Origin of the sequence: Hydrogenophaga sp., assembly GCF_018780075.1 — a bacterium.
GTDB lineage: Bacteria > Pseudomonadota > Gammaproteobacteria > Burkholderiales > Burkholderiaceae_C > Hydrogenophaga.
The window spans coordinates 293,396-319,455 of record NZ_JADMKB010000003.1; the positions used below are offsets into that span (position 1 = coordinate 293,396).

Annotated in this window: 26 protein-coding genes; 17 read left to right on the forward strand and 9 right to left on the reverse strand. The window is 61.9% G+C overall.

The window, feature by feature from the left end; translation table 11 throughout:
• Nucleotides 1–16: 16 nt before the first annotated feature.
• Complete coding sequence (locus IV088_RS01605; RefSeq protein WP_291096951.1) at nt 17–907, reverse strand: LysR family transcriptional regulator; 891 nt, start codon at nt 905–907, stop codon at nt 17–19.
• Between the two features lie 102 nt (nt 908–1,009).
• Here IV088_RS01605 and IV088_RS01610 point away from each other — a divergent pair, with 102 nt between their 5' ends.
• The 4 genes from IV088_RS01610 to fahA all read left to right on the forward strand — a co-directional run bounded on the left by IV088_RS01610 (nt 1,010) and on the right by fahA (nt 6,331).
• A complete protein-coding gene (locus IV088_RS01610) occupies nt 1,010–2,626 on the forward strand; it encodes an FAD-dependent oxidoreductase (protein WP_291096953.1) in 1,617 nt (538 codons plus the stop codon).
• Between the two features lie 46 nt (nt 2,627–2,672).
• Complete coding sequence (locus IV088_RS01615) at nt 2,673–3,665, forward strand: tripartite tricarboxylate transporter substrate binding protein (protein WP_291096955.1); 993 nt, start codon at nt 2,673–2,675, stop codon at nt 3,663–3,665.
• Nucleotides 3,666–3,728: 63 nt separating this feature from the next.
• Nucleotides 3,729–5,015: a homogentisate 1,2-dioxygenase gene (hmgA, locus tag IV088_RS01620; protein WP_291096957.1), complete on the forward strand. Its 1,287-nt coding sequence runs from the start codon at nt 3,729–3,731 to the stop codon at nt 5,013–5,015.
• Nucleotides 5,012–6,331: a fumarylacetoacetase gene (gene fahA / locus IV088_RS01625; RefSeq protein ID WP_291096959.1), complete on the forward strand. Its 1,320-nt coding sequence runs from the start codon at nt 5,012–5,014 to the stop codon at nt 6,329–6,331. The genes hmgA and fahA overlap by 4 nt, the downstream gene beginning before the upstream one ends.
• A gap of 222 nt (nt 6,332–6,553) precedes the next feature.
• On the opposite strand, the gene IV088_RS01630 is transcribed toward fahA, so the two are convergent.
• The 6 genes from IV088_RS01630 to IV088_RS01655 all read right to left on the reverse strand — a co-directional run bounded on the left by IV088_RS01630 (nt 6,554) and on the right by IV088_RS01655 (nt 11,208).
• A complete protein-coding gene (locus IV088_RS01630) occupies nt 6,554–7,537 on the reverse strand; it encodes an IS5 family transposase (RefSeq protein WP_291096961.1) in 984 nt (327 codons plus the stop codon).
• Between the two features lie 112 nt (nt 7,538–7,649).
• Entirely contained in the window at nt 7,650–7,958 is a 309-nt protein-coding gene (locus IV088_RS26305) for a LysR family transcriptional regulator (RefSeq protein ID WP_367171554.1), read from the reverse strand.
• 140 nt (nt 7,959–8,098) lie between these two features.
• Nucleotides 8,099–8,947 (reverse strand): carboxylating nicotinate-nucleotide diphosphorylase, encoded by an 849-nt coding sequence (nadC, locus tag IV088_RS01640; protein ID WP_291096965.1) that lies wholly within the window; start codon nt 8,945–8,947, stop codon nt 8,099–8,101.
• A 21-nt stretch (nt 8,948–8,968) separates the two neighbouring features.
• On the reverse strand, nt 8,969–9,424 hold the full coding sequence (locus IV088_RS01645) for a hemerythrin domain-containing protein (RefSeq protein WP_291096967.1): 456 nt from the start codon (nt 9,422–9,424) through the stop codon (nt 8,969–8,971).
• Between the two features lie 63 nt (nt 9,425–9,487).
• Nucleotides 9,488–10,237: a TSUP family transporter gene (locus IV088_RS01650; RefSeq protein ID WP_291096969.1), complete on the reverse strand. Its 750-nt coding sequence runs from the start codon at nt 10,235–10,237 to the stop codon at nt 9,488–9,490.
• Nucleotides 10,237–11,208, reverse strand: coding sequence for a tripartite tricarboxylate transporter substrate binding protein (locus IV088_RS01655; protein ID WP_291096971.1), 972 nt, complete (start codon nt 11,206–11,208; stop codon nt 10,237–10,239). Before IV088_RS01655 ends, IV088_RS01650 begins: the two co-directional genes overlap by 1 nt.
• Before the next feature lie 187 nt (nt 11,209–11,395).
• Between IV088_RS01655 and IV088_RS01660 the strand changes: the two genes are divergently transcribed.
• From IV088_RS01660 to IV088_RS01670, 3 genes are read left to right on the forward strand one after another with little or no spacing between them, the layout of a single operon-like run.
• Nucleotides 11,396–12,358 carry a PDR/VanB family oxidoreductase gene (locus IV088_RS01660; protein WP_291096973.1) on the forward strand — a complete coding sequence of 321 codons (963 nt, stop codon included), beginning with the start codon at nt 11,396–11,398 and terminating at the stop codon, nt 12,356–12,358.
• 8 nt (nt 12,359–12,366) lie between these two features.
• Entirely contained in the window at nt 12,367–13,572 is a 1,206-nt protein-coding gene (locus tag IV088_RS01665; protein WP_291096975.1) for a Gfo/Idh/MocA family oxidoreductase, read from the forward strand.
• 8 nt (nt 13,573–13,580) lie between these two features.
• Nucleotides 13,581–14,093: a MarR family winged helix-turn-helix transcriptional regulator gene (locus IV088_RS01670; protein ID WP_291096977.1), complete on the forward strand. Its 513-nt coding sequence runs from the start codon at nt 13,581–13,583 to the stop codon at nt 14,091–14,093.
• Nucleotides 14,094–14,144: 51 nt separating this feature from the next.
• On the opposite strand, the gene IV088_RS01675 is transcribed toward IV088_RS01670, so the two are convergent.
• Both IV088_RS01675 and IV088_RS01680 read right to left on the reverse strand, forming a co-directional pair.
• Nucleotides 14,145–15,134 (reverse strand): ABC transporter substrate-binding protein, encoded by a 990-nt coding sequence (locus IV088_RS01675; protein WP_291096979.1) that lies wholly within the window; start codon nt 15,132–15,134, stop codon nt 14,145–14,147.
• Between the two features lie 9 nt (nt 15,135–15,143).
• Nucleotides 15,144–16,463: a Rieske 2Fe-2S domain-containing protein gene (locus tag IV088_RS01680; protein ID WP_291096981.1), complete on the reverse strand. Its 1,320-nt coding sequence runs from the start codon at nt 16,461–16,463 to the stop codon at nt 15,144–15,146.
• 200 nt (nt 16,464–16,663) lie between these two features.
• On the opposite strand from IV088_RS01680, the gene IV088_RS01685 reads away from it, so the two are divergent.
• From IV088_RS01685 to trbJ, 10 genes are all read left to right on the forward strand, one after another.
• Nucleotides 16,664–16,861 (forward strand): DUF2798 domain-containing protein, encoded by a 198-nt coding sequence (locus IV088_RS01685; RefSeq protein ID WP_367171556.1) that lies wholly within the window; start codon nt 16,664–16,666, stop codon nt 16,859–16,861.
• 255 nt (nt 16,862–17,116) lie between these two features.
• Nucleotides 17,117–18,049 (forward strand): LysR family transcriptional regulator, encoded by a 933-nt coding sequence (locus IV088_RS01690; RefSeq protein WP_291096983.1) that lies wholly within the window; start codon nt 17,117–17,119, stop codon nt 18,047–18,049.
• Nucleotides 18,046–18,315 carry an EexN family lipoprotein gene (locus IV088_RS01695; protein WP_291096985.1) on the forward strand — a complete coding sequence of 90 codons (270 nt, stop codon included), beginning with the start codon at nt 18,046–18,048 and terminating at the stop codon, nt 18,313–18,315. The genes IV088_RS01690 and IV088_RS01695 overlap by 4 nt, the downstream gene beginning before the upstream one ends.
• A gap of 245 nt (nt 18,316–18,560) precedes the next feature.
• On the forward strand, nt 18,561–20,582 hold the full coding sequence (locus IV088_RS01700; RefSeq protein ID WP_291096988.1) for a conjugal transfer protein TraG: 2,022 nt from the start codon (nt 18,561–18,563) through the stop codon (nt 20,580–20,582).
• A complete protein-coding gene (locus tag IV088_RS01705; RefSeq protein ID WP_291096990.1) occupies nt 20,579–21,079 on the forward strand; it encodes a CopG family transcriptional regulator in 501 nt (166 codons plus the stop codon). The genes IV088_RS01700 and IV088_RS01705 overlap by 4 nt, the downstream gene beginning before the upstream one ends.
• Nucleotides 21,076–22,140: a P-type conjugative transfer ATPase TrbB gene (gene trbB, locus IV088_RS01710; protein WP_291096992.1), complete on the forward strand. Its 1,065-nt coding sequence runs from the start codon at nt 21,076–21,078 to the stop codon at nt 22,138–22,140. The genes IV088_RS01705 and trbB overlap by 4 nt, the downstream gene beginning before the upstream one ends.
• 80 nt (nt 22,141–22,220) lie before the next feature.
• Nucleotides 22,221–22,553: a TrbC/VirB2 family protein gene (locus IV088_RS01715; RefSeq protein WP_367171558.1), complete on the forward strand. Its 333-nt coding sequence runs from the start codon at nt 22,221–22,223 to the stop codon at nt 22,551–22,553.
• Nucleotides 22,550–22,831: a VirB3 family type IV secretion system protein gene (locus IV088_RS01720; protein WP_291096997.1), complete on the forward strand. Its 282-nt coding sequence runs from the start codon at nt 22,550–22,552 to the stop codon at nt 22,829–22,831. Before IV088_RS01715 ends, IV088_RS01720 begins: the two co-directional genes overlap by 4 nt.
• A gap of 10 nt (nt 22,832–22,841) precedes the next feature.
• Nucleotides 22,842–25,289, forward strand: a complete 2,448-nt coding sequence (gene trbE / locus IV088_RS01725; RefSeq protein WP_291096999.1) for a conjugal transfer protein TrbE — start codon at nt 22,842–22,844, stop codon at nt 25,287–25,289.
• Complete coding sequence (gene trbJ, locus IV088_RS01730; RefSeq protein WP_291097001.1) at nt 25,286–26,059, forward strand: P-type conjugative transfer protein TrbJ; 774 nt, start codon at nt 25,286–25,288, stop codon at nt 26,057–26,059. The genes trbE and trbJ overlap by 4 nt, the downstream gene beginning before the upstream one ends.
• Nucleotide 26,060 lies beyond the last annotated feature (1 nt).

The following is a 26,060-nucleotide window of genomic DNA, read 5'->3' on the forward strand; positions in this document are numbered from 1 at the left end:
CGCCGACGCGCTGCGTCTACTCGAACACCTGTTTCGCCAGCATGGCTCGCAGCCACTGGTTCGCGGGGTTCTTGTGCGCGCGCCTGTGCCAGAACTGGCGCACGTCCGCCACGGGGATCTTCAACGGCACCGGCAACACCTGCACACCCGGTGCATTGCGGGCCGCGTTGCGCGGAACGGTCACGACCAGATTGGACCGCGCCACAACTTCTGCCGCGACGTGGTAATGGGTCACGCTCAGGATGACCTTGCGCTTGGCGCGCATCTTCGCGAGCGCGCGCTCCACCCGTTCGTCCGCGTTGCCCGTGGCGACCGAGACGTGCTGCGCCTCCAGAAACTGTTTCAGCGTGAAGTCGCCGCCAATGAAGGGGTGCTTCTTTCTCGCCAGGCAACAGTAGGGATCGCCAAACAGGCGCTGCTGGTAGAACCCCGCCTTCAGGAATGCCAGGTTGCCAATGGCCAGGTCCGCCTCCCCGCTCTGGAGCAACTGCGCATACAGCTCATTGGGGCGCCGCAGCGTTTCGATGCGCACGTTGGGCGCATCCCTTAGCACGGCCGGTATCAGCCGAGGCAAGACGATGCCCTCGCCCGCATCGGACATGAGGATCCTGAACGTCCGCTCGGACTCGCGCGGGTCGAAGCCGTGCGGATGCTCCAGCGACGCCTGGAGGATGGACAGCGCCTGACGGACCGGTCCGATCAGTTCTTCGGCGAGCGCCGTCGGCTCCATGCCCCCCGTGGTCCGGATGAACAGCGTATCGGAACAGGCCTTGCGCAGTCGCATCAGCGCATTGCTCATGGCCGGCTGTGAAAGGCCGATCGCATAGGCGGCCTTCGACACATTGCGCTCGGCGTAGATGGCGGCGAAGACCCGAAGCAGGTTCAGGTCGAAGGTTTTGATATTCATGATTTGAATTCTAGTTCTCTCCAATATCGATTGGACAGAGATTCCACACCAAGTGATCATCTCCGGACTGAACAAGGTCAAACACAGAAAGGTAGAGAACTCATGGAGACAGTGATCAAGACGCCCGTGCTGATCGTGGGTGGAGGCCCGGTGGGCCTTTCCATGGCCATCGAGCTGGGCTGGCGGGGGATCGAATCGATCCTCGTGGATGAGGGCGACGGGACGATCGAGCACCCGCGCACCGGCCTCATCGCGATGCGCACGATGGAGTTGTTCCGACGCTGGGGCTTGGCTCAACGTGTGCGCGACTGCGGCTTCCCGGACGACTATGAACTATCTATGGTCTTCTGCACGTCGCTTAACGGACTCCTGCTCGACCAGGAAAAGTACCCGAGCATGCGGGACGCGCCGACGCCGCCCGAGACACCCGAGAAAAAGCAGCGCTGCCCCCAGTTGTGGTTGCAGCCCATCCTCACCGACGCGGGACGCGCGGAATCGAAGGCCAAGCTGCTGTTCAAGCATCGCTTCGAGTCGCTGCAGCAGGATGACCAGGGCGTCACCGCGGTCGTCACCAACGTGGACACCGGTGAGCAAGTCACCATCCGTGCGGACTATCTGCTGGGTTGCGACGGTGCCACCAGCAGCGTCCGCGAACAGGTCGGCATCAAGATGGAAGGCAAGCTGCTCAGCTACTCCGTCAATGTCCTGATCCACGCCCCTGACCTGGTGGACCAACACAAGATGGGGCCCGCCGAGCGCTATCTCTTCGTCGGCCCCGAGGGGACGTGGGGCAACCTGACGGTCGTCGACGGAAACGAAATCTGGCGCCTGACGGTGCTGGGTTCGGAAGAGAAGATGGATCTCAAAAATTTCGATCCCGCTTTCTGGGTCCGGCGCGCGATCGGCCGCGACGACGTGGCGTTCAAGGTGGACTCCACCATCCCATGGCGGCGCAGCGAGATGCTCGCCGATCACTACTACCGGGGGCGCGTGGTGCTCGTCGGCGACTCCGCGCATACGATGTCGCCCACAGGCGGCATGGGCATGAACACCGGCGCGCAGGAGGTGCTGGACCTTGGTTGGAAGCTCGAAGGGCTCATCAAGGGCTGGGGCGGCCCTGCCCTGCTGCGCAGCTACGAAGAAGAGCGCCGGCCGGTCGCGCGACGCAACATCGGCTTCTCCACGCAGAACTTCAGGGCATGGCAGGACACGCCCAGTCCGGCTGCGGTTTGCGATCTGACGCCCGAGGGGGAGAAGGTGCGCCAGGACCTGGGCCGTCGCCTGCGCGAATCGACCCGCGTCGAATGGGAGTCCCTGGGCCTCCAACTCGGCCACCGCTACGAGGATTCCCCCATCTGCGTACCGGACGGCACGCCGCCGACACCGGACGAGTACTCGACGTACATCCCGACGACGCGGCCTGGCTCGCGCGCGCCGCACGTCTGGCTCGGCGATGGCCGCTCGACGCTCGATCTCTTCGGGCACGCCTTCGTGCTCGTGTGCACCGACCAGCGCCTGCAAGGCGATGCGGACACTCTCGCCCAGGCCTTCGCGGCCAGGAAGGTGCCCTTCCAGATTGAATGCATTGACGAGCCCAGTGTGGCTGCGGCCTATGAAATGCCCCTGGTTCTGGTCCGGCCAGATGGCCACGTCGCATGGCGAGGCAACCAAGTGACCTCTCCAGGTCAACTGGTAGACACCGTTCGCGGCGCTGGATAGTTCGACGCCCCCTTTCCCGTCAAAAAGTACACATGGAGACATCAGCATGAACATTCTCAGATCGCTTTCCCGTGGCACCCAGGTCGCCACGCTCGCCCTCCTGGGCTTGAACTTCACTCTGCCTGCTCACGCCGACGGGTATCCCAACAAGACCGTCACGATCGTGGTGCCCTTCACCGCGGGCGGGAGCAACGACGTTCTGGCTCGAACGGTGGGCCAGAAGCTCAGCGAGTACTGGAAGCAACCCGTCATCGTCGAAAACCGACCAGGCGCCGGCGGCAACCTCGGCACGAAACTGGCCGCGAAGGCGGCGCCTGACGGCTACACGCTGCTCGTCGTCGCCAACAACTTCGTCACCAATCCACACCTCTATCCGGATGGGCGCGCGGGCTATGACCCCGTCAAGGAATTTGTCCCGGTCACCCAATTGGGTCGTGTGCCCTTCGTCCTGGTGGTCAATCCCGGCGTAGCCGCCAAGTCCCCCCAGGAACTCGTCGCCTTGGCCAAAGCCCAGCCCGGCAAACTGTCCTATGGCTCCGCAGGCGTCGGCACACCGCATCACTTGACGGGCGAACTGTTCAAGAGCACGGCAGGCATCGACATGGTTCACGTACCGTACAAAGGCGCACTGCCGGTGGTGACGGATCTGATCGGAGGGCAAATTCAAGCGCTCTTCGGCGTTGCCAACTCGGTACTTCCCCACATCAAATCCGGGTCGCTGCGCGCGCTGGCCGTTACCGGGGATCGCCCGGCGCCCTACCTGCCAGACGTACCTACCATGGCGAGCTCAGGGTTCAAAGACTTCAAGAGCGAAGTCTGGATTGGCCTGGTCGCACCGGCAGGCACCCCGAGTGACGTGGTAGCGAAGATCGAGGAAGCGGCTCGCCGCGCCTTGCGCGATCCAGGGGTCAAAGCCTCGCTGGACGCCCAGGGCCTCGAACCCACCCCGTCCACGCCCGCTGCGTTGAAAGCACTGATGAACGAAGACATGGCGAAGTGGTCAAAGATCATCAAAGAGACTGGAACGCGCGCGGAATAACGCCCACCTGGGCCGGTTGCTGCTCGTCAGATACCGGCCCTTTTGCATTCACAAGGGATCAACATGCTTGACTCGTCACTGGCATACCAAACGGGTATGTGCAACGAATTCGCGACCGAGGCCCTCCCCGGCGCCCTGCCGAAAGGTCGCAACTCGCCGCAGAAGGCTCCATACGGTCTTTACGCCGAGCAGCTCTCAGGCACGGCGTTCACGGCGCCACGCCATGCCAACCGCCGCGCCTGGCTGTACCGCATCCGGCCGTCGACGCTGCACCAGCCTTTCGCCCCCATCAGCTCCGGCAGATGGATCAACCGCTCCGAGGCAGAGCCGGCAACGCCCAATCAACTGCGCTGGGACCCGCTGCCCTTGCCCACGCAGCCGACGGATTTCATCGATGGCATGACCACCATGGCCGTGAATTCGGCCTGTGCCGTCCACGTATACGCCGCCAACCGGTCGATGGAAACGCGGTTCTTCTCCGATGCCGACGCAGAGTTGCTCATCGTGCCCCAGCAGGGACGCCTCGAACTGGCGACGGAAATGGGGTGCCTGCAAATCGAACCGCAGGAGATCGCTGTGATCCCCCGGGGCGTGCGGTTCCAGGTCCGGATCATGGACCCCCAGGCTCGCGGCTACGTTTGCGAGAACTTTGGCGCCGCGTTGAAACTGCCTGACCTGGGGGTCATCGGCTCCAACGGCTTGGCCAACCCGAGAGACTTCTCCACCCCCGTTGCCGCCTACGAGGACCGGGAGGGCGACTTCGAGCTGGTCACCCGCTTCCAGGACAGCCTGTGGAGCGCGCGCATCGGGCACAGCCCGCTGGACGTGGTCGCCTGGCACGGCAACCATGCCCCTTACAAATACGATCTGCGACGCTTCAACACCATCGGATCGATCAGCTACGACCACCCGGACCCGTCCATCTTCCTCGTACTGCAGTCCATCAGCGACACACCCGGCGTTGACACCATCGACTTCGTGATCTTCCCGCCACGCGTCCTCGTGGCCCAGGACACCTTCAGGCCGCCCTGGTACCACCGCAACATCGCCAGTGAGTTCATGGGGCTGATCCACGGCGCCTACGATGCAAAGGCCGACGGCTTCGTGCCAGGCGGAGCATCCTTGCACAACTGCATGAGCGCGCACGGTCCGGACGCTGAAACCTTTGCCAAAGCCAGCACCGCGGACACCACGCGCCCCGACTACCTGACCGAGACCATGGCGTTCATGTTCGAGTCAAACCAGGCGTTCAGGCCGGCCAACTTCGCTATGGAAACAGCCCAGCTGCAGCACGACTATTTCCACTGCTGGCAAGGTTTGAAGAAGCACTTCAACCCGGCACAGGCATGACAGCGGTGAATGAAACCCACGCACTGGGCCTTCGCAGTTGGGTGGCCTCCGCCAACGCCGAGCACACGGACTTCCCCATCCAGAACCTGCCATTCGGGGTCTTTCGTCGGCGCGGTTCCGGCGAGCGTTTCCGCGGTGGTGTGGCGATCGGCGACCAGATCCTTGACTTAGCCGCAACGGTAGCCAGCGGCGTCCTCGACGGCGCGGCCAGAGAGGCCGCCATCGCGGCATCCCGTGAGCAGCTCAACGAGTTCATGGCCATGGGGCCGTCTGCCTGGTCGGCGCTGCGCCTGGCCTTGTCGCGCATCTTGCGCGATGGCGCCGCCGAGCGCGGACGTGTGGAAGGATGTCTGGTCGGGCAACACGCAGTGGAGCATGCACTGCCCGCTGCCATTGGCGACTACACCGATTTCTACATCGGCATCCACCACGCCACCGCCGTGGGACGGCTCTTTCGGCCTGACGCACCATTGCTACCCAACTACAAATGGGTCCCGATCGGATACCACGGCCGCAGTTCCTCCGTGGTCGTCAGCGGAGAACCCATTTACCGCCCGCTCGGACAACGCAAAGGGCTCGCCGAAGTACCCGACTTCGGACCAAGCGAGCGGGTGGACTACGAACTGGAACTCGGTTTCCTGGTCGGGACGGGGAATCCTCGCGGCGAAGGCATCCCCATCGAAAACGCCGAAAGCCATCTGTTCGGGGTGGCGCTCTTCAACGACTGGTCGGCGCGCGACATCCAGCCTTGGGAGTACCAGCCGCTGGGGCCGTTCCTGTCGAAGAACTTCGGCAGCACCCTAGCCCCCTGGGTTGTGACACTGGAAGCACTCGCACCGTTTCGTTCCCCATACCGACGCCCTGCGGGCGATGTTGATCCCCTGCCCTACCTGGACGCCGCAGAAAACAGCGCCAACGGCTTGATCGACATCCAGCTGGAAGTCTTGCTACAGACAAAAAAAATGGCTTACTCCGGTTTGGGGCCCGAACGCCTGTCGCGCTCCAGCTTTGTGGAGGCTGCGTACTGGACCCCGGCCCAACTCGTCGCCCACCACACCATCGGAGGCTGCAATCTGGCCCCGGGCGACCTTCTCGGTTCCGGCACACTGTCCGGCCCAGCGATCACCCAGGCAGGGTCGCTCATCGAGCGCACCTTTGGCGGGCGTGACCCGATCTCACTGCCATCTGACGAGAAGCGAACCTACTTGGAAGACGGGGACACTGTCGTCTTTCGCGCCTGGTGCGAACGCAACGAAGCACGGCGCATCGGGTTTGGGGAATGTGCCGGCACCGTTCTCGCGCCCAAGAGGATTTGATCGCGCCCGGGCCAAGACATCTGACTCAATCGATTCAGAGGGAAGGAGGCTCTGTCACGATAAGGCCTTGCTGGGACAATAGGCTAGGGAAGGTCTGCACAACACCCGCCGCAGCGTGAGTTGATGCACTCGATTTCGGCTGGCGCCGGTTTCCGGCTTGCGAGGTCGGTTTGAGAGGCTATTTGGCCTCGTTTCCGGCCCTCTGGCCACCTGCAGACGCACTCATCCCCGCATTTCCTGCAGCAACGTGCGTCGCACCATCCACAGGTTGGACAGTGCAAACAGCGTGTGCAGCTGCGCCGTGTTCTTGAGCAGCCCGCGGTAGCGAACCTTCACATGCCCGAACTGTCGTTTGACCACCCGAAACGGGTGTTCGACCTTGGCCCGGATGCGGGCCTTGGCCTGCTCCAGCTTGTCCAGGATCGCACCCATCGGCGTGCTCTTGTCCAGCACTTTGCGCTTGCCCGGTCGCATCGCAACGTGCCAGTTGACCCCGATGTCCTGCGCTTCATCGCGCTTGCCGACACCCTGGTAGCCCGCGTCGGCAAAGACGTCTGTTTCTTCTCCATGCACCAGCGCATGCGCCTGCGTCACGTCATTGACGTTGGCCGCCGTACCCACCACCGTGTGCACCAGGCCCGAGTCCGCATCGACCCCAATGTGCGCCTTCATGCCGAAGTGCCACTGGTTGCCCTTCTTGGTCTGGTGCATCTCGGGGTCTCGTTCGCCGCTGCTGTTCTTGGTCGAACTCGGCGCTGCGATCAGCGTGGCATCGACCACTGTCCCGCTCTTCAAGAGCAGGCCTTTGGCCGCCAGCGTGGCGTTGACGGTGGCCAGGATCTGAAGGCTCAGGTTGTGGGCTTCGAGCTGGTGGCGGAACCGAAGGATGGTGCTCTCGTCGGGCAGGTTGTCTTCGCCGACATCCAGGCCTGCAAACTCGCGAAACATCGGCGTGTCGTACAGGGCTTCCTCCATCGCCGGGTCCGAGAGGTTGAACCACTGCTGCAGAAAGTGAATGCGCAGCATGGTCTGGACGGCAAACGGCGGGCGTCCGCCCTTGGTGCCGACTGCCGGGGCGTGCGGAGAGATCAGAGAAACCAGCTCGGCCCAGGGCACCACCAGGTTCATCTCGTCGAGGAACTCGCGCTTGCGCGTCCGCTTGGTCTTGCGCTCGAATCCGCTCTCGCCCAAGCTCATTTGCTTCATACCGTCACTGTCTCACATCGAGCCAGGAGTACCGGAGTTGTGCAGACCTTCCCTAACTCACCCGACCATTTCAGAAAAAGGCAGCCTACGGGTAAAGAGATCGAAGATGAAATCAAGACCTATGATCACTTGCCTGCAAACCCACTTGCAGCGCAAAATTCCGCTCAACCTCTGTGACGCCATCGACCAACCTATGAACCTGAGAGAAAAGCCTGCTTCCATGATTGGTCAGAAAAACCCCCCTCGCGCTACGCGTCATAAGCTCAGCCCCGATTCGAAGCTCCAATCTCTTAAGACGTCTGCTCAAAGCCGGTTGTGCAATCTCAAGGTACTCGGCCGCCTTGGAAAGGCTGCCAAGTTTTGCTGCCACAACAAAAACCCGAAGATCATCGAACACCAAAACAGTTTTCATTCCAGCCATATCGATGGAAGCTCTTACGAAGAAGACTCGACTACAATTAAATTAATTACCAAATGGTCTTTTTCAGCACTCAAAATCCGTCAATCACGAAAAGCCGCCAAACATGCCAATAGAAAATCAAAAATGGAACCACAATAAAATCACTCGACAGGCCTCTCTTGAAATCTCATTGAAAAATCAACGGCCTTAACATCCTTAATCAATGCTCCAACAGAAATCCGGTCCACGCCTGTTTCAGCATAATCACGCAAATTTTCATACGTGACCCCTCCTGAAACTTCAAGGCTGCAACGACCTCCGGCCACCTTCACCGCCGCCCTGATATCAGGCAGGGACATGTTGTCCAACAACACCATCGTCACTCCTGCGGCCAGAGCCTCCTCCAATTGACGGATGGTCTCCACCTCGACCTGGATGAATGCGATAGGGGACTTTGTTTCCTGTGCGGCCTTGAAGGCAGCGGTCAGGCTTCCTGCTGCTGCAATATGGTTTTCCTTGATCAAGATCGCATCAAAGAGGCCCATCCTGTGGTTTTTTCCTCCGCCACAGCGCACGGCGTACTTTTCCGCGGCACGCAGACCAGGAATGGTTTTCCTCGTATCCAGAACGCACGCTGCAGTTCCCTCGACCGCCTTGACATAGGCCGCTGTCTTCGTCGCCACAGCGCTGAGTGTTTGCATCCAGTTGAGGCATGTGCGCTCAGCCGTCAGCAACTCGCGCGCCTTACCTTCGATTTCGACAATTTTCTGGCCAGCCTCACAGCGATCACCGTCGCTCAGGAACCACGTCGCCCGTGAATCTGGCGCAATCTGTCTCAAGACCTCGGTAACCCAAGGGCGCCCGCAGATCACAGCGGACTCTCGGCAAATGATGGTGGCTTGGGCGTGGCGATCTGCGGGCACCAAAGCGGCCGTCAGGTCACCCGTACCCACGTCTTCCCTCAATGCGCGCTCGACATCTTCGCGAACTTGTTCTTCAAAGGTATTCATCAGAAAATAAATCCAGTTAACTCAAACAGAATCGATGGGAAGCTCGGTGCTTTTGATGTTGCGCCGCAAGATGACGGGTTTTCCACCCAAGGTTCGCTTGCACATCCAATGCGCCAAGGCGGAGTCCAGGTAATCTGCGTGCCCTGGAAACCATGCAGCAAGCTCATTCCCCAATTGCCGACAAACGGCCACATTGCCGATGGCCAACTGCTGCTTGACCTCATGAATGGACTTCAGGACGGCTGCATGTTCGTTAATATGGCACTCACTGGCAGGAAAATCGCTTTCAAGCATCCAGCGATCTTCCTGTTCAAAGTGCGCCTGGCAGTGTTGAAGCAAAACCCCCAACACTCTCTCCAAGTCAGAATCTGCGGCTTGCTGCAAAGCGGCCACAAATTCAACAAACTCTTGGTGTACTTGGTCCATCGGATTGAATCCGAGAAGATAGCCATCACTCCAACTGATTGATGCATCCATTGAGCTCTCCTGTCGCCTGGTTTCTTCTTCAGCCTTACGTGGTACTGCCGCACACATTGCGGCTTATTTCATCAGGAGCAGCAAAGACAGCGCCACCAACAAACTCAGCAATAGATGCCGAAATACTTTGTCGCTCAGTCGATGACGGATCGTCCTACCGATTTGCAAACCGACAAACATGGGGATCAACGCAAGACAAGACAGTCCGACCTCCGAAAAACCGAACCGCCCATACAACAGCATGGCGCCATACATTGGTACTGCACCAATCAGGTAGATGATGCTGATGGAACCAACAAACTCTTCCCGACGAAGCCTGAGAGCCAGGAGATAAGTGATCAGTATCGGACCGGTGAGGGAGGAAACGCCGGCCATCGCGCCGGCAATCACACCTACCAACGGCCCCATCCAGCGCTCCTTCTGACGATCAATGTTGAATGATGTCCCGAGCAGCATCATTCCCACCGCCGCCATCACGACCAGCGCCAACAACATGTTGAAACCCTGCACAGAGAGGTTCCTGGTGAAGTGGATCGCAGCAATCGTCGCGACAAACTGACCAACCAGCAACCCACCGAAGCGCTGAAATCCCTCACGCAGTTTCTGTCCCTCTATGGACTGCCATAGGTTGGAGAGCAGAACTGGCATGACGAGCAGCCCCATCGCTTTGGGCGCTGGCAGAAGTAGCGACAGCAAGGGAACCACGACGAGCGGCAAACCCACCCCAAGGGTTCCCTTGACCACGCCCCCGAGCACCACGGCGCCAAAGCAAGCGATCCAAAGTGCCATAGAAGGCATGGCATCTTGAAACATCACTCGGCTTTGAGTTCCGCGTGTTTGCCCGCCTTTGCCATGGCTTGGTTCTCCAGCTCAATGACTTTGCGGTAGGCGTCGCCATTGGCACCGACGGACTCGATACCGGCGGTCTGGAACTTCTCGACGACGTCCGGCAATTTCACGATCTGAGCGATTTCATCGGAGATCCTCTTGGAAATCTCTGACGGCGTGCCGGTGCGGGCAAGCACCCCTACGCTGACCGAAAAGTCAAAGCCTGGGATCGTTTCATTGATCGATGGCACATCGGGCACGGACGCCGAGCGCTTGGCCGCGTTGCTGGCCAGCAAAACAACTTGACCGCTTTTCACAAAGCCCTGCATGGACGGCAACGCGGCAAACAAGACGTCCACCTGTCCACCGACCAATGCCGGCACAGACTGACTCGAACCGCGGAAGGGGACGTGAACCAGAGACAAACCGAGATCCGCCTTCATAGCTTCCATCGTGAGGTGGTGCGTGCTTCCGATCCCCGACGACCCATAGGTGAAGGCACCAGGCTCCTTTTTAACGCGCGCGACGAACTCCTGGAAAGTCTTGACGCCGGTCTTGGGGTGCGCCACCAGGAACAAGGGCGAGCGTGCAATCAGCGATACGGCCTGAAGGTCCTGTCCGACCGCGTACTTGGCGGCCTTGTTGATCTGCGGTGTGATCGAAAGCATGGAGCCATCGGAAACGATGAAGCTGTAACCATCGGCAGGCAACGCGTTCAGGGTCTGAACCGAGACGATACCGTTGCCCCCCGGCTTGTTCTCGACCACGAAGCCCTGCTTCATGCGCTCGGAAAGCTTTTGGGCAATGACACGCGCCACCGTGTCTGGCAGGCCGCCCGGTGCATAAGGCACGATGAACTTGACTGGACGGTTGGGGTAATCGCCAGCCTGTGCCAGCACGGCACCAGATGCAAGGAGCGCGCTCATGGCAAGTGCTGCAAGGATTCGTCGTTTCATGGTTTGTCTCCGTAAGTGAGGTTGATGAGATGAAGAAAGCAGAACAGCATCTGTGCACCCCTTTTTAGGGGAGATGCGCGACTGCTTGTTTTTTCTTAGAAATCTAAGATAATTGATTTTTCCCACTTGCTTGATCTTTGTCAAGAGTAGGTACCCATCAACTTCGCTGCGTAGAAACACTTACACCATGACTGCAAACGAGACAATGCACCCCCTCCTCATCACTCGAAAGGAGGTCATCGCCAAGGACGTCTTTCTCTTCGAGTTGAAGTCTCTGGACGCGTCACCGCTGCCCAGCTTCACGGCCGGGGCTCACATCGCGGTCCAGGTGCCCAATGGCTCTATGCGCCACTACTCGCTGTGCAGCGACCCTGGCCGAACAGACCTCTATCAACTCGCGGTCAAACGCGAAGATGACGGCAGGGGGGGATCCAAGAGCTTGATCGACGGGGCGAACGTCGGCGACACGCTTTTGACCGGCACCCCTAGCAATCTGTTCGAGCTCAGCGAAAAGGCCAAGAGCTTCATCCTCGTGGCCGGTGGCATCGGCATCACACCCATGCGAGCGATGATTCACACCCTCGAAGCCGAAGGCATAAGGAGCTTCAAGCTCTACTACCTTGCACGCACGCCAGAATCGGCCGCCTTCCTGGACGAACTGAGTGCCCCCGAAATGAAGGGGAAGGTCGCCATCCACCACACTTACGGCGACCCGTCGAAAACCTTCGATCTCTGGTCTGTCTTCGAGAAACCCGTCGCTGGCACGCATGTCTATTGCTGCGGCTCCAAGCGACTGATGGATGAAGTCAAGGATATGACGGGTCACTGGGCCAGCAGTGCCGTGCACTTCGAGAGCTTCGGAGCTGATACGAAACCGCACCCCGACGACAAACCCTTCGAAGTCGAATTGGCCAGAACGGGCATGAAGGTCGTCGTGCCAGCCAACCGAAGCATCCTGGATACCCTGCGCGAGCATTCCATTCGAGTGCCCAGTTCTTGTGAGAGCGGAACGTGCGGCTCTTGCAAGGTGCGGCTGCTCAAAGGCGAAGCTGACCATCGGGACCTGGCCCTGCTCCCTGAGGAGCAGGAGGACCACATCATGGTGTGCGTCTCCAGAGCGAAGTCGAACACCTTGGTGCTTGACCTGTGAGCCCCTCAGTGAATCCCCACAAGCAGCCCATCAGGCTCGGTGTCCTGGGTCTTGGCCGTGCCTTCACCCTGATGATCCCGACGCTCAGCAAGGATCCGCGCGTCGCGCTGGCCGCCTGCTTCGATCCGAATGCTGGCGCCACCGCAGCCTTTGCCAAAGCGTTCGGCGGAGTGGCGCACACATCGGCCGAAGCGCTTTGCGCCGATCCGAACGTTGAATGGATCTACGTCGCCACACCGCATCAGTTGCATGAGGAGCATGTGCGACTCGCGGCGAGCCAAGGCAAGCACGTGCTGGTCGAGAAGCCCATGGCTTTGTCGCTTGCAGCATGCGCCCGCATGCAGGCGGCTTGCGAACAGGCGGGCACGCAAATGATTGTTGGCCACAGCCACAGCTTCAACGCGCCCGTATCGCATGCCAAGGCACTCATCGAGTCAGGTCAATGGGGCCGTGTCTGCATGATTCACGCCATGAACTTCACGGATTTTCTCTACCGTCCCAGGCGTCCGGAAGAATTGGATACAGCGAAGGGCGGTGGCGTCGTCTTCAGTCAGGCCGCGCACCAAGTCGATATTGTCCGGCTGCTGGCGGGCGGTGACGTCAGTTCCGTTTATGCAAGAACCGGATCATGGGACCCGACACGGCCCACCGAAGGTGCGTACACCGCGATACTGAACTTCCGCTCAGGCGCGTTTGCCAACGTGACCTACAACGGCTACGGCTTCTTTGACAGTGACCCGTGGATGGCGGGCATCGGGGAAATGGGCTGGCCCAAAGACGTCAACACCCATCGGCTAACCCGGGAAAAGCACCTGGCGACGAAGGACGAGGCGGCCGAGGCCCGCCGGAAGGCGAATCGGAATTTTGGTGGTCAGGACTATGTGCCGGACGTTCGGCCATCGCCCGCCGCCTTTCAACACTTCGGCCCGGTCATCGTCAGCTGCGAGCATGCCGATCTGCGTTTGACTCCTTACGGCGTGGAGATTCACGACACGCATGGCGTGTGCCTGGAGGCCCCGCAGCGCGGACCGGTGCCTCGCTTTGAGGTTGTGGACGAGTTGTGGTCGGTGGCCCGAGATGGGACCCCTCCAGTCCACTCAGGGGCGTGGTCCGCAGCAACGATGGAGGTCTGTCTGGCGATTCTCGAATCGGGCAAGAAAAGAGAAGCTATCATTCTGGAGCATCAAGTCCCAGTCCCGCCGCTTCGGCTTTGACGCCTCCAATGAGCGAAAAATCCATAGACACCCGGAAACTACTTAGCCACTGGCGAGAATCCGTCCCCAATGATCGCCTTGCCCATTTGGTGCGAGACGTCGCACGTGCGCAGATGCGAGCGCTCCAGCATCGATTGACCCCGTTTGGCGTCTCATTCGGTCACTGGTCGTTTCTGAGGATTCTGTGGAGCCGTGACGGGCTCACCCAGAAGGAGTTGAGCGACCTGGCGGGTGTGATGGAACCCACGACGTTCACGGCCGTCAAGGCCATGGAGAAGATGGGCTTCATTGAGCGAAGGCATTTGCCTGGCAACAGGAAGAACATGCATGTGTACCTGACAGAATCAGGCCGCTCATTGGAAAAGGTACTTGTCCCCTTGGCCGAGGAAGTCAACCATATCAGCGCGAAGGGGCTACCGGATCGCACGATTTCAGTTGTTAGAAATGCACTCGTCCAGATGATCGAGAATCTTGCCCAAGAAGAAGCCCGCGTCGATGCGAGCATCAACGCGGGCTGTTAGTAGGCGCCTTCCAAACCGATCTCCGGCAGGGTTTGCCGGAGGAAAGCAACCTCAAATACTGTAGCTTTCGTAGGTCGACGGGTCGAAGAGCTCGTCTAACCCCACCCTCCTGCATGACAGCCCCTGCGCATGATGGTGATGCAGGAACGCCTCGAGAGTCTTTCGATTCGGCCCTACGCCATAGGACCAGAAGTCCTGTCCCAGCGTTTCACGCGCTGCCTTGAGCTGTTCCTCCACAAACGGCAGGGTCACCTTGGTGGCCGAGGTGTCCGCCAGCAGCTCCAGGGCTTTCGCCTTGGATTCGCTGAATGCCTTGAACACAGCGCCCGGCAGCCAGCGGTTCTGTTCTGCCAACTCCTTGCGGATACCCACCACGTGCATGATCGGAAAGATGCCCGTCCGCTTGTAGTAGTCCTTGGCCACCGCCGTCGGGTCGTCGAAAAGCCAGGCCACATCCGGGTTGGTCAGCGCAGCACCACTGGGTGGCCTTGGCGCAATGAATGCGTCAATTTCGCCCGTGTTCAGCATGTCCGAGATGGTCCGCATCTCCGGGGCCGCTTCAACCTTCACACCTGCAGGCAACTCCAGCTTGATCTTCTCCGGGCGCCCGGGCGTGTCAATCCCGCCCCTGACCCAGGTCACATCCTCCGGTCGTATCCCGTAGTCATCCTGCAGGATCGAGCGCGCCCACACGATCGCCGTCAGCTGGTACTCCGGCACCCCGATTCGGCAACCCTTGAGGTCCTCCGGCTTGCTGATGCGATCTTTTCGCACATAGATGGAAGTGTGGCGAAAAGCACGCGAAAGGAAAACGGGAACCGCGATGTAAGGGCTTTCACCCTGGGCGTGTTTAACCAGGTAGCTGGAGAAGGAAAGCTCCGTGATGTCGAAGTCCCGGCTTCGCATGGCGCGAAAGAACATCTCCTCAGGGTTCAACAGCATGTATACCGGGTCGCATCCATCAATTTGGACGCGCCCGTCGTACAAGGCCCGATTGCGGTCGTAGTCGCCCATGGCGACTGATAGTCGTAGCTTGGTCATCAAGTCAGCTCAGGCAGTGACAACATAAGAACGGTCCATCTCTGGATTGTCCTGACCCTCAAGCCAGACATAGCTCGTCTCGAAAGCGCGCCAGTCCACGGTCTTTGGAATGACACCCTGGAACGAGCACACTTCATTCGGTATACGGTTCACACCACCACCGATGACTTCGCCGGTTTTCTGGAAGGCCTGAACTGCCTCGACCATCTGCTTGCGGAACTCGACGATGGCCATGTCGCTGGCGCCCAGGCGGTCGTGACTTCTGTCCGCGATCTTGCCCATGGTGATCCACATGGCCATGTCCTGATTCGGAATGCCGGAAATACCGGTGAAGTTGCCACTCTTCATCGCTTGGCGGTCCTGCCAGTACCTGTTCTCGTAGTTGCGCAGCGGGCGATATTGCTCATCCAGATCGACGCCAACCGTCTGGCCCAAGAACTTGCGCCAAGTGGCTGTTTCCGGGGTCTGCGAGGGATGCCCCCAGCCGATGAAGTAGAAGCACGTGTTGGTGTCGTCTACCGGCACGTTCACGTTCGCCACGTTGTAAAGGTTGTTCGGTGGAATCAGCACCGTCCAGGGCGCAACGAAAACCGTCGTGCGAACGTAGTCGTGCGTCTGGGCATTGAAGATGGGGCGCCGCACGGCGGCGTAACGGAAGCCGAACTTCGCGCGCTGCACTTGCATCCTCGGTGCCTTGTCGGTGGACGGACGCAGCCAGTTCTTGTCGGTGGCTTTCGCACCGTCGACGCGTGCAGGAACCATGTCCGAACTGTGCAGGCTCGAGCTGTGCGCGGAATCAATAGCACCTTCAAGAATCTGCGCCCAGTTCACGGGGATGATCACCTTGGCGACGCTCACCCGTGTTTCCGCAGTGGGCGCCCACCGGGGTGGCTCAAACTCCGGCATGGTTTCAGCCGCACCCATGTAGGCCCAGACAAAGCCACCCCATTCCTTGGTGGGGTATGCCTTGTGTTTGACTTTTTCCAGCATGCCACTGGCTTCCGGCTCGGAGGACATCTCGGTGACATTGCCCGCCACGTCCATCTTCCAGCCGTGATAGAGGCAGCGCAACCCACCCTCCTCGTTCCGGCCGAACACAAGGGATGCTCTACGGTGCGGGCAGTACTCGTCCATAACGCCCACTTGCCCTTCGGTGTTTCTGAACACCACGAGGTCTTCACCGAGGATGCGTGCTTTGACAGGGGTTCCGTCAGGCTCCGACACCTCTTCAATCAGACAGATCGGAACCCAGTGTCGACGCATCAGTTGCCCCATCGGGGCACCGTTTTCAACGCGGCACAGCAGATCGTTTTCTTCATGCGTAATCATGGAACTCTCCTGTAAGGATGGGTAAGTGCAAGAAGGCACTGCGCCGCAGTATACTTCGATATCTAAGTATTTTTTTAAGGGTTATCCCTTGCCACCTCCTCTGCACTGTCTCTTCGTCTCGCAAACCACCTAGGGTGAAGGCCCTCTACAGCATGAGAAAGCTTCCATACAAATTTAGTTCTCTCGCATTTGCGTTCTACATGGCAACCATCATCGCCTTCATGATGTGTCTGCTCCTGACGGCAATCAACACCGGAATCGACGCTCGGTTCATTCAACGGGTACTGGGAACCTATGTGATAGCAATGCCAGTGGCCTTCGCATGCGTCATCTTGGTACGTCCGCTTGTCCTCTATCTCGTATCAAAGACCGTGGCCACGAAAACAGGTGACATCTGATAGGACTCGGACATCATCTGAACACTGCAAAATTCAGACGCAGTCACCATCAGAAGGTACAGCCGGCAACAGCGATGACTGCGCGTTCAGTGCTGTTGTAGTCCGCTCAGCTTGGCCAAAGGACTCCAAGATCGCGGTCTTCCGCGAGGCTACTGCGTACTCAAACCTGAGGTGTTTGGTGTAGTGCTTTGATTGGCCACATCACTGTCGGTGCAACTGAAATTTGAGAAAAAATGAAAACAATCAGGGAAAACCATGGAATTGAGGCACCTTCGGTGCTTTTTGGCGGTCGCTCAGGAACTGCACTTCGCTAGAGCCGCTGAGAAGCTTCACATTGAGCAGTCGCCACTTTCGAGGGCGATAAAGGAACTGGAAGGAGAACTGGGGGTCCGCCTCTTCGACCGCAACACGCGCAGCACGCGTCTGACCCGTGCGGGTCAGGTCTTCATGGATCACGTGCCACGTGTGTTCGCCGCTCTGACCAAGGCGCGCGACAGTGTTCGGGCCGTGTCGGCCGGGTTTCAGGGGCAGTTGCGGATCGCGTTGTCCGAAGGTATCTCGCAGGCCCGGCTCACGGCATTGCTATCGTGTTGCCGTGTGGAAGAACCAGATACGGAAATCCGGCTTTACGAGGTTCCACTGTCACAGCAGATCAGAGGCCTCGAAGCCGATTTGTACGACGCTGGGTTCTCCCACTCATCGGAAGTTGGTGAAACGCTGCTAGCCGTATCAGCGTGGAACGACCCGATGGTCGTTGCCGTGCCATCGCGCCACCCGTTGTTGGCCCACAAAAAGCTGCCACTGGATGAAGTGCTGCGCTATCCCTTGGTGCTTTCCGACCCCGAGATGTGCGAGGGATGCAGCCGCCAGGTGGCGCGCGTACTGCGCTCAACGGATCGCGAACCTATCGTGGCCGAACAGGTGGCCAGCCAAGATCTGATGGTGACATTGGTTGCAGCGGGCTACGGTCTGGGCTTCTCAACAGAGGCACACGTTTCGACCTGCGGCCATCCCGAGATCGTCACAAGGCCGCTGGCTGGCCTCACGCCGGTGCTGACCACCTACCTGATCCGCCGCATCGGTGACCCGTCGGAAACCTTGCAACGATTCATGAAAAGAGCCCTTGTCGCTGCGCCAAGTCGAGCAACTGACGAAGCGTTGGACACATCACCAGGGAGTAGCACATGAGAAAGCTTCAAAACTTGGCTGCGGCGTTGGCGGTCACCTCCGCAGCCTTGCTGCTGTCGTCCTGCGGCAAACCACAGTCAGCTGAAACTGTGGAATCGCTGATGGCCGATCCTGGACGGTTGAAACACTTGCGAGAGCAGTGCAAGACCGACCGCGCCAAGCTGGGCGACGAACTTTGTGACCGCATGGCCGAGGCCACAAAGCGGCGATTTTTCGGGGACGGCAAGGTACCGTACAACCCACCCAAAGAATCACCCAAATTCTGAACGTGCGCTCGTCGCCACACTAGGTGACGCCTGTTTTCTACATGGGAGCTGTACTACTTAAAGCGCTGCAAGGTGCCATGACACGCGCTAGCACGCTATCACTTGCATTCTTGCAGGCCGAGCTGCGAGCCTGCCGATTTCGGACTTTGACCCACCGATAGCCAGCCTTGATCCTCATGCGTGCGACACACCTTCGTGCCGCACGCACGGCCCCCGCGTGACGGGCCACTGGATCGGAGGTCAAGGTGCAGGCTCAGGGCGCAAGCCACCAGGGGATTCTCTACGGGCAGATCGCGGTGGTGCTCGGCGTCGTCGTGGTTGGCGTGTGGGGCGCGACCCAGTGGACAGCCGCTGCGCTGGGTCACCAGGCACGCCTTGGGGCGCCATGGTTCGAAGCCCTCGGCTCGCCGGTGTACCACCCCTGGCGCCTGTTCGAGTGGTGGTTCGTCTTCGATGCCTACGCACCGGATGTCTTCGACATGGGTGGTGCGATTGCGGGTGGTAGTGGCATCGCCTCGGTGGGCGTGGCGGTGGGAATGTCAGTATGGCGTTCTCGGCAGTCGCGGCTGGTCACCACCTACGGCACGGCACGCTGGGCCACGGCTGACGATGTTCGCCAAGCGGGCCTGAATCGGCCATCCGGCGTCTTCCTCGGCCGGCATGGTGAGCGGTACCTGCGCCACGACGGCCCAGAGCACGTACTTGCGTTTGCGCCCACCCGCTCGGGCAAGGGCGTGGGTCTGGTTGTACCCACGCTGCTTTCGTGGCCCGGTTCAGCCGTCATCCATGACATCAAGGGCGAAAACTGGCAGCTGACGGCCGGCTGGCGCGCATGCTTCTCGCACTGCCTGCTGTTCAACCCCACCGATGCGCGCTCAGCCGCCTACAACCCGTTGCTGGAGGTGCGGCGCGGCGTGCACGAGGTGCGCGACGTGCAGAACATCGCCGACATCCTGGTGGACCCGGAGGGCGCGCTGGAACGGCGCAATCATTGGGAGAAGACATCGCACGCACTGCTGGTGGGGGCCATCCTTCACGTGCTCTATGCAGGCGAAGACAAGACGCTGCGCGGCGTCGCCAATTTTCTGTCCGATCCGGCCTGCCCCTTCGAGGTGACGCTGCACCGGATGATGAGCACCCCGCATCTGGCGCGCGAGCACGGCGGCGGCCCGCACCCCGTCGTTGCATCCGCCGCTCGTGAGGTGCTCAACAAGAGCGAGAACGAGCGCTCGGGCGTGCTGTCCACGGCCATGAGCTTTCTGGGCCTGTACCGCGACCCGACGGTGGCCGAGGTGACCTCTCGTTGCGACTGGCGCATCGCCGACCTGATCTCGACCGAGCACCCGGTGTCGCTGTACCTGGTGGTGCCGCCATCGGACATCAGCCGCACAAAGCCGCTGATCCGACTGATCCTGAATCAGGTAGGGCGGCGCCTGACCGAGTCGCTCGATGGCTCGGACGGCATCGCACGGCGGCACAAGCTGCTGCTGATGCTCGACGAGTTCCCGGCGCTGGGCCGGCTGGACTTCTTCGAGACCGCACTGGCTTTCATGGCGGGCTACGGCATCCGCAGCTTTCTGATTGCGCAAAGCCTGAACCAGATCGACAAGGCCTACGGCCAGAACCACTCGATCCTGGACAACTGTCACGTGCGCGTGACCTTCGCCACCAACGACGAACGCACGGCCAAGCGCATCAGCGAGACGCTGGGCACCGCCACCGAGTTGCGCGCGCAGCGCAACTATGCCGGCCACCGGCTGGCGCCGTGGCTGGGGCACCTGATGGTCTCGCGCCAGGAGACAGCGCGCCCGCTGCTGACCCCTGGCGAGGTGATGCAGTTGCCGCCCGACGAAGCGGTGGTGATGGTCTCCAGCACACCACCAGTCAAAGCCCGCAAGCTGCGGTACTACGCCGACGAGAACTTCAAACGCCGCGTCTTGCCGCCGCCCGTCCTGATTGCTGGCCCCTACCCCGATGCGCCACCGGTGCGGGCGGACGACTGGAGCGAGCTGCCCGCGCCGTTGGCAACCACTGCATCCAACCCAACCTTCATGGCCGGCATGGATGCCGACGAAGGTGGTCCCCGCCTACAGCCGGAACTGACGGAGATTGCGACGCACAGCCCAACGCTCGACACGCTGACCACTGACCTGGCGCTGCTCGATGACGACGACGCCCCCCTGCCCCTTCCCCGCCAGCACGACCCGGCCATGCAGCGCGCAGCACGTTTGGCCGCACTCGACCCCGACGACGGAATCACGCTATGAGCCAGTACCGCCTGAACCTGTTCATTCCGCCCGAGCACGCGCGACGCCTCGAAGAAGTGGCGGCCAAGAAGGGCGTGTCCAAGTCGTCCATCGTTGCGGCGGCACTGGCCTCGTGGCTGTCGCCAGATTCGGGCGACCAACGCGAGGCGGCCATCGCCAAGCGATTGGATCGGCTATCGCGCCAGTTCGAGCGGCTGGAGCGCGACCAGAACATCGAGATCGAGACGCTGGCGCTGTTCATCCGCTATTACCTGACCGTGAGCACGCCGGTGCCCGAGGGACACCAGGAGGCGGCCCGCGCGCAAGGCAAGGCCCGCTTCGAGCAATTCGTCGAACAACTGGGCCGCCACCTGCTGCGCGGCCGCAGCCTGGTGCGCAATGTGATCGAGGAGATTCACCCGCAGGAACAGGGCCTGAACCGGCAGCTGGATGAAGCGGCAGGCATGGTGGTGGACCCGGAGGATTCCGAGCACCACGACGAAGGGCCGACGGCATGACGGCCCCACCACCCAGCCCAGAAAGGACCACGCTCGACCGCCGTGTCCGCATGCTGCGCACGGCCATGGGGCCGATGATCGCGGCTGCTCTGGAAGATCCGGACATAGTCGAGGTGCTGCTCAACCCCGATGGCTCGCTGTGGCTGGACCGGCTCTCCACAGGACGGGCACCGACGGGCGTCACGCTGTCGGCCGCTGATGGGGAACGCATCATCCGTCTGGTCGCGGCCCATGTCGGTGCCGAGGTACACAGGGGCCAGCCACTGCTGACGGCCGAGCTGCCCGAGACGGGCGAGCGCTTCGAAGGGGTTCTGCCCCCGGCTGCGCCGGGCCCTGCCTTCGCTCTGCGCAAGCGCGCCGTGGGCGTGATCCCGCTCGAACGTTACGTGGCCGACGGGATGATGACGGCGGAGCAGGCCGGGTTCCTGCGCCAGGCCGTGCACGAGCGGCAGAACATCCTGATCGCCGGCGGCACCAGCACCGGCAAGACCACGCTGGCCAACGCTCTGCTGGCCGAGATCGCCACGACGGGCGACCGCGTGTTGGTGCTCGAAGACACCATCGAGCTGCAGTGTGCGGCGCGTGACCACGTGCCGCTGCGCACGCGTGCAGGCGCCGTGTCCATGGCCGAGCTGGTGCGCGCCACGATGCGGCTGCGCCCCGACCGCGTGGTGGTGGGCGAGGTGCGTGGCGGCGAAGCGCTGGACCTGGTCAAGGTCTGGGGCACCGGCCACCCCGGTGGCATTGCCACCATCCATGCCGGGTCGGCGCTCGGTGCGCTGCTACGGCTGGAGCAGCTGATCCTGGAGGTGGCGGTGAACCCGCCGCGTGCGCTGATCGCCGAAGCGGTCAACGTGGTGATCTACATCGCCGGTCGTGGCCGCAAGCGCCACATCGAAACGATTGCCCGCGTCACCGGACACGACAGCACGGGCTACCACCTCGGGGCGCTCGATGCGCCCTTCCCGGAGCTGCCAGCGCCATCGCCACGTGCGCCGTTTCCCTCCTCGCCTCCCGTGGCGGATTCCCCTTCCTCAACCCTGCCTGGAGAACTTCCATGAGCCCTTCGCTTTCCCTGCGCGCCCTTGCCGTACTGCTGTCCCTACCCATCTCGCGGTGCGTCCCACCCGCAGGTGCAGCCATCCTGCAGCGCATCCATCGGCTGATCCAGCCCGTCCGCCACGGACTGCTCACCGCCGCCGTCATTTTGAGCCTGGCGGGCACTGCCAAGGCGGCCGGCTCCAGCATGCCCTGGGAGGGGCCATTGCAGTCCATCCTGGACTCGATCCAGGGCCCGGTGGCGCGCATCGTGGCGGTGATCATCATCATTGCCACCGGCCTGGCACTGGCCTTTGGCGACACCTCCGGGGGCTTTCGCAAGCTGATTCAGATCGTCTTCGGTCTGTCGATCGCCTTTGCGGCTTCGTCCTTCTTCCTGAGCTTCTTCAGCTTCTCAGGCGGAGCACTGGTATGAGCGGCGCTGCCGAGCACACCAGCCTCGCCAGCGGCTTCGAGATCCCGCTGCACCGGTCGCTCACCGAGCCCATCCTGATGGGCGGCGCACCGCGCACAGTGGCCATTGCCAATGGCACGTTGGCCGCCGCCGTGGGCCTGGGCCTTCAGTTGTGGATTCCGGGCACCGTGCTGTGGATCGTGGGCCACTCGCTGGCGGTCTGGGGCGCACGCCTTGATCCGCAATTCATGGCGGTGTTTGCCCGGCACATCAAGCACAAGCCGCTACTGGACGTGTGAGGAAGACACCATGCTCAACCTCACCGAGTACCGGCAACGCCCTGCCCTGCTGGCCGACTGGCTGCCATGGGCCGGACTGGTGGCACCCGGCGTGGTGCTGAACAAGGACGGCTCGTTCCAGCGCACCGCGCGCTTTCGGGGGCCGGACCTGGACAGCGCCACGCAAGGCGAACTGGTGGCCACCACCGCGCGCCTGAACAACGCATTGCGCCGCTTGGGCTCGGGCTGGGCGCTGTACGTGGACGCCGAGCGCCGGCCGGCCGCCGACTACCCGCGCTCGGATTTCCCTGAAGCCTTGTCATGGCTGGTGGACGAAGAACGGCGCGCAGCCTTCGAGGAATCGGCCAGCCACTTCGAGAGCCGCTACCACTTCACGCTGCAGTACCTGCCGCCCGAGGAGTCGCGCGCGCGAGCCGCCAGCCTGCTCTACGAAAACCGGGCCAGCACGGGTGTGGACTGGCGCGAACGGCTGGGTGCCTTCATCGCCGAAACCGACCGGGTGTTCGACCTGCTCGATGGCGTGATGCCCGAGATCGCCTGGCTGCAGGACGCCGACACGCTGAGCTACCTGCACGCCACCGTGTCGCCACGCGCCTACCCGGTGGCCGTGCCCGAGGTGCCGTTCCACCTCGACGCGCTGCTGGCCGATGCCCCGCTGCTGGGCGGCCTGGCGCCGATGCTGGGGGATGCGCATCTGCGCGTGACCACGGTGCGGGGGTTTCCCACGTCCACCTGGCCCGGCGTGCTGGACGACCTGAACCGCCTCGGCTTTGCCTACCGCTGGTCCACGCGCTTTCTGTGCATGGACAAGGCTGATGCGGAGAAGGAACTGAGCCGCTTGCGCCGCCAGTGGTTTGCCAAGCGCAAGAACGTGATCGCCCTGCTGCGCGAGACGCTGTTCCAGCAGGAGTCGCCCCTGGTGGACACCGACGCGGGCAATAAGGCTGCCGATGCCGACGCGGCCCTGCAAGAGCTGGGCAGCGACCAGGTGGCTTTTGGCTACGTGACCGCCACGCTCACCGTGCTCGATAGCGACGCAACCGCCGCCGATGAAAAGCTGCGCATGGCCGAGCGCGTGATCCAGGGCCGTGGCTTCGTCACCATCCCCGAGACGCTGAACGCCGTGGAAGCCTGGCTGTCGTCGATTCCCGGCAATGCCTATGCCAACGTGCGCCAGCCCATCGTCTCGACGCTGAACCTGGCGCACCTGATGCCAGTCTCGGCCGTATGGGCGGGGCCAGAAGGCAACCGGCACCTGGACGGCCCGCCACTGGTCGTGACCCGCACCGAGGGCTCGACGCCCTTCCGGCTGGTGACCCACGTGGGCGACGTTGGCCACACCCTGGTGGTGGGGCCAACGGGCATGGGCAAGTCGGTGCTGTTGGCCTTGCTGGCCCTGCAGTTCCGGCGCTACCCCGGCTCGCGCATCTTCGCGTTTGACATGGGCCGCTCGATGCGCGCCACGGTACTGGGCCTGGGCGGAGAGCACTATGACCTGGGCCACGACGGCGACATCGCCTTCCAGCCGCTGGCGGGTATCGACCAGGAGGGCTACCGCAGTTGGGCCGCCGAGTGGGTCGAAGGCCGGCTGGCGCACGAAGGCGTGGCCGTGGGACCGGACGAGAAGGCAGCGATCTGGTCCGCGCTGGGCAGCCTGGCCGGCGCACCGCGCGAGCAGCGCACGCTCACCGGTCTGTCGGTACTGCTGCAGTCCAACGCACTGCGCCAGGCGCTCGCGCCGTATGTGCTGGGCGGCGCCCACGGCAAGCTGCTGGACTCCGACCACGACCGACTGGGCGCAGCCGACGTGCAGTGCTTCGAAATGGAGGAGCTGATGGGCAGCCGCGCGGCGGTGATGGCCGTGCTGGGCTACCTGTTCGCACGCTTCGAGGCCCGTTTCGACGGTGCGCCCACCCTGCTGATGCTGGACGAGTCCTGGCTGTTCCTGGACGACCCGGTGTTCGCGGCCCGTATCCGCCAGTGGCTCAAGACGCTGCGCAAGAAGAACGTATCGGTGCTGTTCGCCACACAGAGCCTGGCCGACATCCAGGGTTCGAGTATTGCGCCAGCCATCGTGGAGAGCTGCGCGAGCCGCATCTTCCTGCCCAACCCGCAGGCCACCGAGCCGCAGGTGCGCTCAATCTACGAGGCCTTCGGCCTGAACCGGCGGCAGATCGAGATCGTGGCCACCGCTGTGCCCAAGCGCGACTACTACTACCAATCCCGACTGGGCAATCGCCTGTTCGATCTGGACCTGCGCGCCGTGGCCCTGGCCTTTGCCGGAGCCTCCTCGCCGCAAGACCAGCGGCTGATCGACGAGGTGGTCGCCACCTGCCCGCCCGAGGGCTTCGCCCCGGCCTGGCTGCGCCACCGTGGCCTGGACTGGGCCGTCGATCTCTTCCACCAACACACCCATCACAACCCCGGGCATGCCCGACCTTCAGGAGAAACGCCATGAGCCTTCGTGCACCTCTTCGCTCTTTCAAACCCCGACTCATCGCGCTGGCCACCGCTACCGCGCTGACCTTGGGCGCCACCCAACCCGCGCACGCGCTGTTCGGCGTGGGTGACATCGTGCTGGATCCGGTCAACCTGGTGCAAAACACCATGACGGCCGCGCGCACGCTGGAGCAGATCAACAACCAGATCCGCCAGCTGCAGAACGAGGCGCAGATGCTGATCAACCAGGCGCGCAACCTGGCGAGTCTGCCGTTCAACGTGGTCAACCGCCTGCGTTCGACGCTGGACACGACCCGGCAGCTGATCGCTCAAGCCCAGGGCCTGGCCTACCAGGTGTCGCACCTCAACACCGAATTCGCCCGCCTCTACCCTGAGCAGTACGCCGCCACCGTGAGCGGCAATCAGATGTTCCAGGACGCGCACCAGCGCTGGAAGAACACGCTCAATGGCCTGCAGACCGCCATGCAGATGCAGGCCCAGGTGTCGCAGAACCTGAGCCTGGACGAAGGCGTGCTGGCCGACCTGGTGAGCCAGAGCCAGTCGGCCACCGGCGCGCTGCAGGCCATGCAGGCGACCAACCAGCTGCTGGCCCTGCAGGCCAAGCAGTCCATCCAGTCGCAGCAGCTGATGTTGACGCAGGACCGCGCCGCCTCGCTGGAGCTGGCCCGGCAGGCCGCGGCCATCGAGCGTGGCCGCGAGGTGACGCGCCGCTTCATCGGCAGCGGCACGGGCTACACGCCGCAGGGCGTGAGCTTCTACGGCCACTGAA

What these genes read in the sequence shown, in the direction of transcription:
- IV088_RS01605 (WP_291096951.1), bottom strand. Translation starts at nt 907, where the DNA reads ATGAATATCAAAACCTTCGACCTGAACCTGCTTCGGGTCTTCGCCGCC.
- IV088_RS01610 (WP_291096953.1), top strand. Translation starts at nt 1,010, where the DNA reads ATGGAGACAGTGATCAAGACGCCCGTGCTGATCGTGGGTGGAGGCCCG.
- IV088_RS01615 (WP_291096955.1), top strand. Translation starts at nt 2,673, where the DNA reads ATGAACATTCTCAGATCGCTTTCCCGTGGCACCCAGGTCGCCACGCTC.
- hmgA (WP_291096957.1), top strand. Translation starts at nt 3,729, where the DNA reads ATGCTTGACTCGTCACTGGCATACCAAACGGGTATGTGCAACGAATTC.
- fahA (WP_291096959.1), top strand. Translation starts at nt 5,012, where the DNA reads ATGACAGCGGTGAATGAAACCCACGCACTGGGCCTTCGCAGTTGGGTG.
- IV088_RS01630 (WP_291096961.1), bottom strand. Translation starts at nt 7,537, where the DNA reads ATGAAGCAAATGAGCTTGGGCGAGAGCGGATTCGAGCGCAAGACCAAG.
- IV088_RS26305 (WP_367171554.1), bottom strand. Translation starts at nt 7,958, where the DNA reads ATGGCTGGAATGAAAACTGTTTTGGTGTTCGATGATCTTCGGGTTTTT.
- nadC (WP_291096965.1), bottom strand. Translation starts at nt 8,947, where the DNA reads ATGAATACCTTTGAAGAACAAGTTCGCGAAGATGTCGAGCGCGCATTG.
- IV088_RS01645 (WP_291096967.1), bottom strand. Translation starts at nt 9,424, where the DNA reads ATGGATGCATCAATCAGTTGGAGTGATGGCTATCTTCTCGGATTCAAT.
- IV088_RS01650 (WP_291096969.1), bottom strand. Translation starts at nt 10,237, where the DNA reads ATGTTTCAAGATGCCATGCCTTCTATGGCACTTTGGATCGCTTGCTTT.
- IV088_RS01655 (WP_291096971.1), bottom strand. Translation starts at nt 11,208, where the DNA reads ATGAAACGACGAATCCTTGCAGCACTTGCCATGAGCGCGCTCCTTGCA.
- IV088_RS01660 (WP_291096973.1), top strand. Translation starts at nt 11,396, where the DNA reads ATGACTGCAAACGAGACAATGCACCCCCTCCTCATCACTCGAAAGGAG.
- IV088_RS01670 (WP_291096977.1), top strand. Translation starts at nt 13,581, where the DNA reads ATGAGCGAAAAATCCATAGACACCCGGAAACTACTTAGCCACTGGCGA.
- IV088_RS01675 (WP_291096979.1), bottom strand. Translation starts at nt 15,134, where the DNA reads ATGACCAAGCTACGACTATCAGTCGCCATGGGCGACTACGACCGCAAT.
- IV088_RS01680 (WP_291096981.1), bottom strand. Translation starts at nt 16,463, where the DNA reads ATGATTACGCATGAAGAAAACGATCTGCTGTGCCGCGTTGAAAACGGT.
- IV088_RS01685 (WP_367171556.1), top strand. Translation starts at nt 16,664, where the DNA reads ATGGCAACCATCATCGCCTTCATGATGTGTCTGCTCCTGACGGCAATC.
- IV088_RS01690 (WP_291096983.1), top strand. Translation starts at nt 17,117, where the DNA reads ATGGAATTGAGGCACCTTCGGTGCTTTTTGGCGGTCGCTCAGGAACTG.
- IV088_RS01695 (WP_291096985.1), top strand. Translation starts at nt 18,046, where the DNA reads ATGAGAAAGCTTCAAAACTTGGCTGCGGCGTTGGCGGTCACCTCCGCA.
- IV088_RS01705 (WP_291096990.1), top strand. Translation starts at nt 20,579, where the DNA reads ATGAGCCAGTACCGCCTGAACCTGTTCATTCCGCCCGAGCACGCGCGA.
- trbB (WP_291096992.1), top strand. Translation starts at nt 21,076, where the DNA reads ATGACGGCCCCACCACCCAGCCCAGAAAGGACCACGCTCGACCGCCGT.
- IV088_RS01720 (WP_291096997.1), top strand. Translation starts at nt 22,550, where the DNA reads ATGAGCGGCGCTGCCGAGCACACCAGCCTCGCCAGCGGCTTCGAGATC.
- trbE (WP_291096999.1), top strand. Translation starts at nt 22,842, where the DNA reads ATGCTCAACCTCACCGAGTACCGGCAACGCCCTGCCCTGCTGGCCGAC.
- trbJ (WP_291097001.1), top strand. Translation starts at nt 25,286, where the DNA reads ATGAGCCTTCGTGCACCTCTTCGCTCTTTCAAACCCCGACTCATCGCG.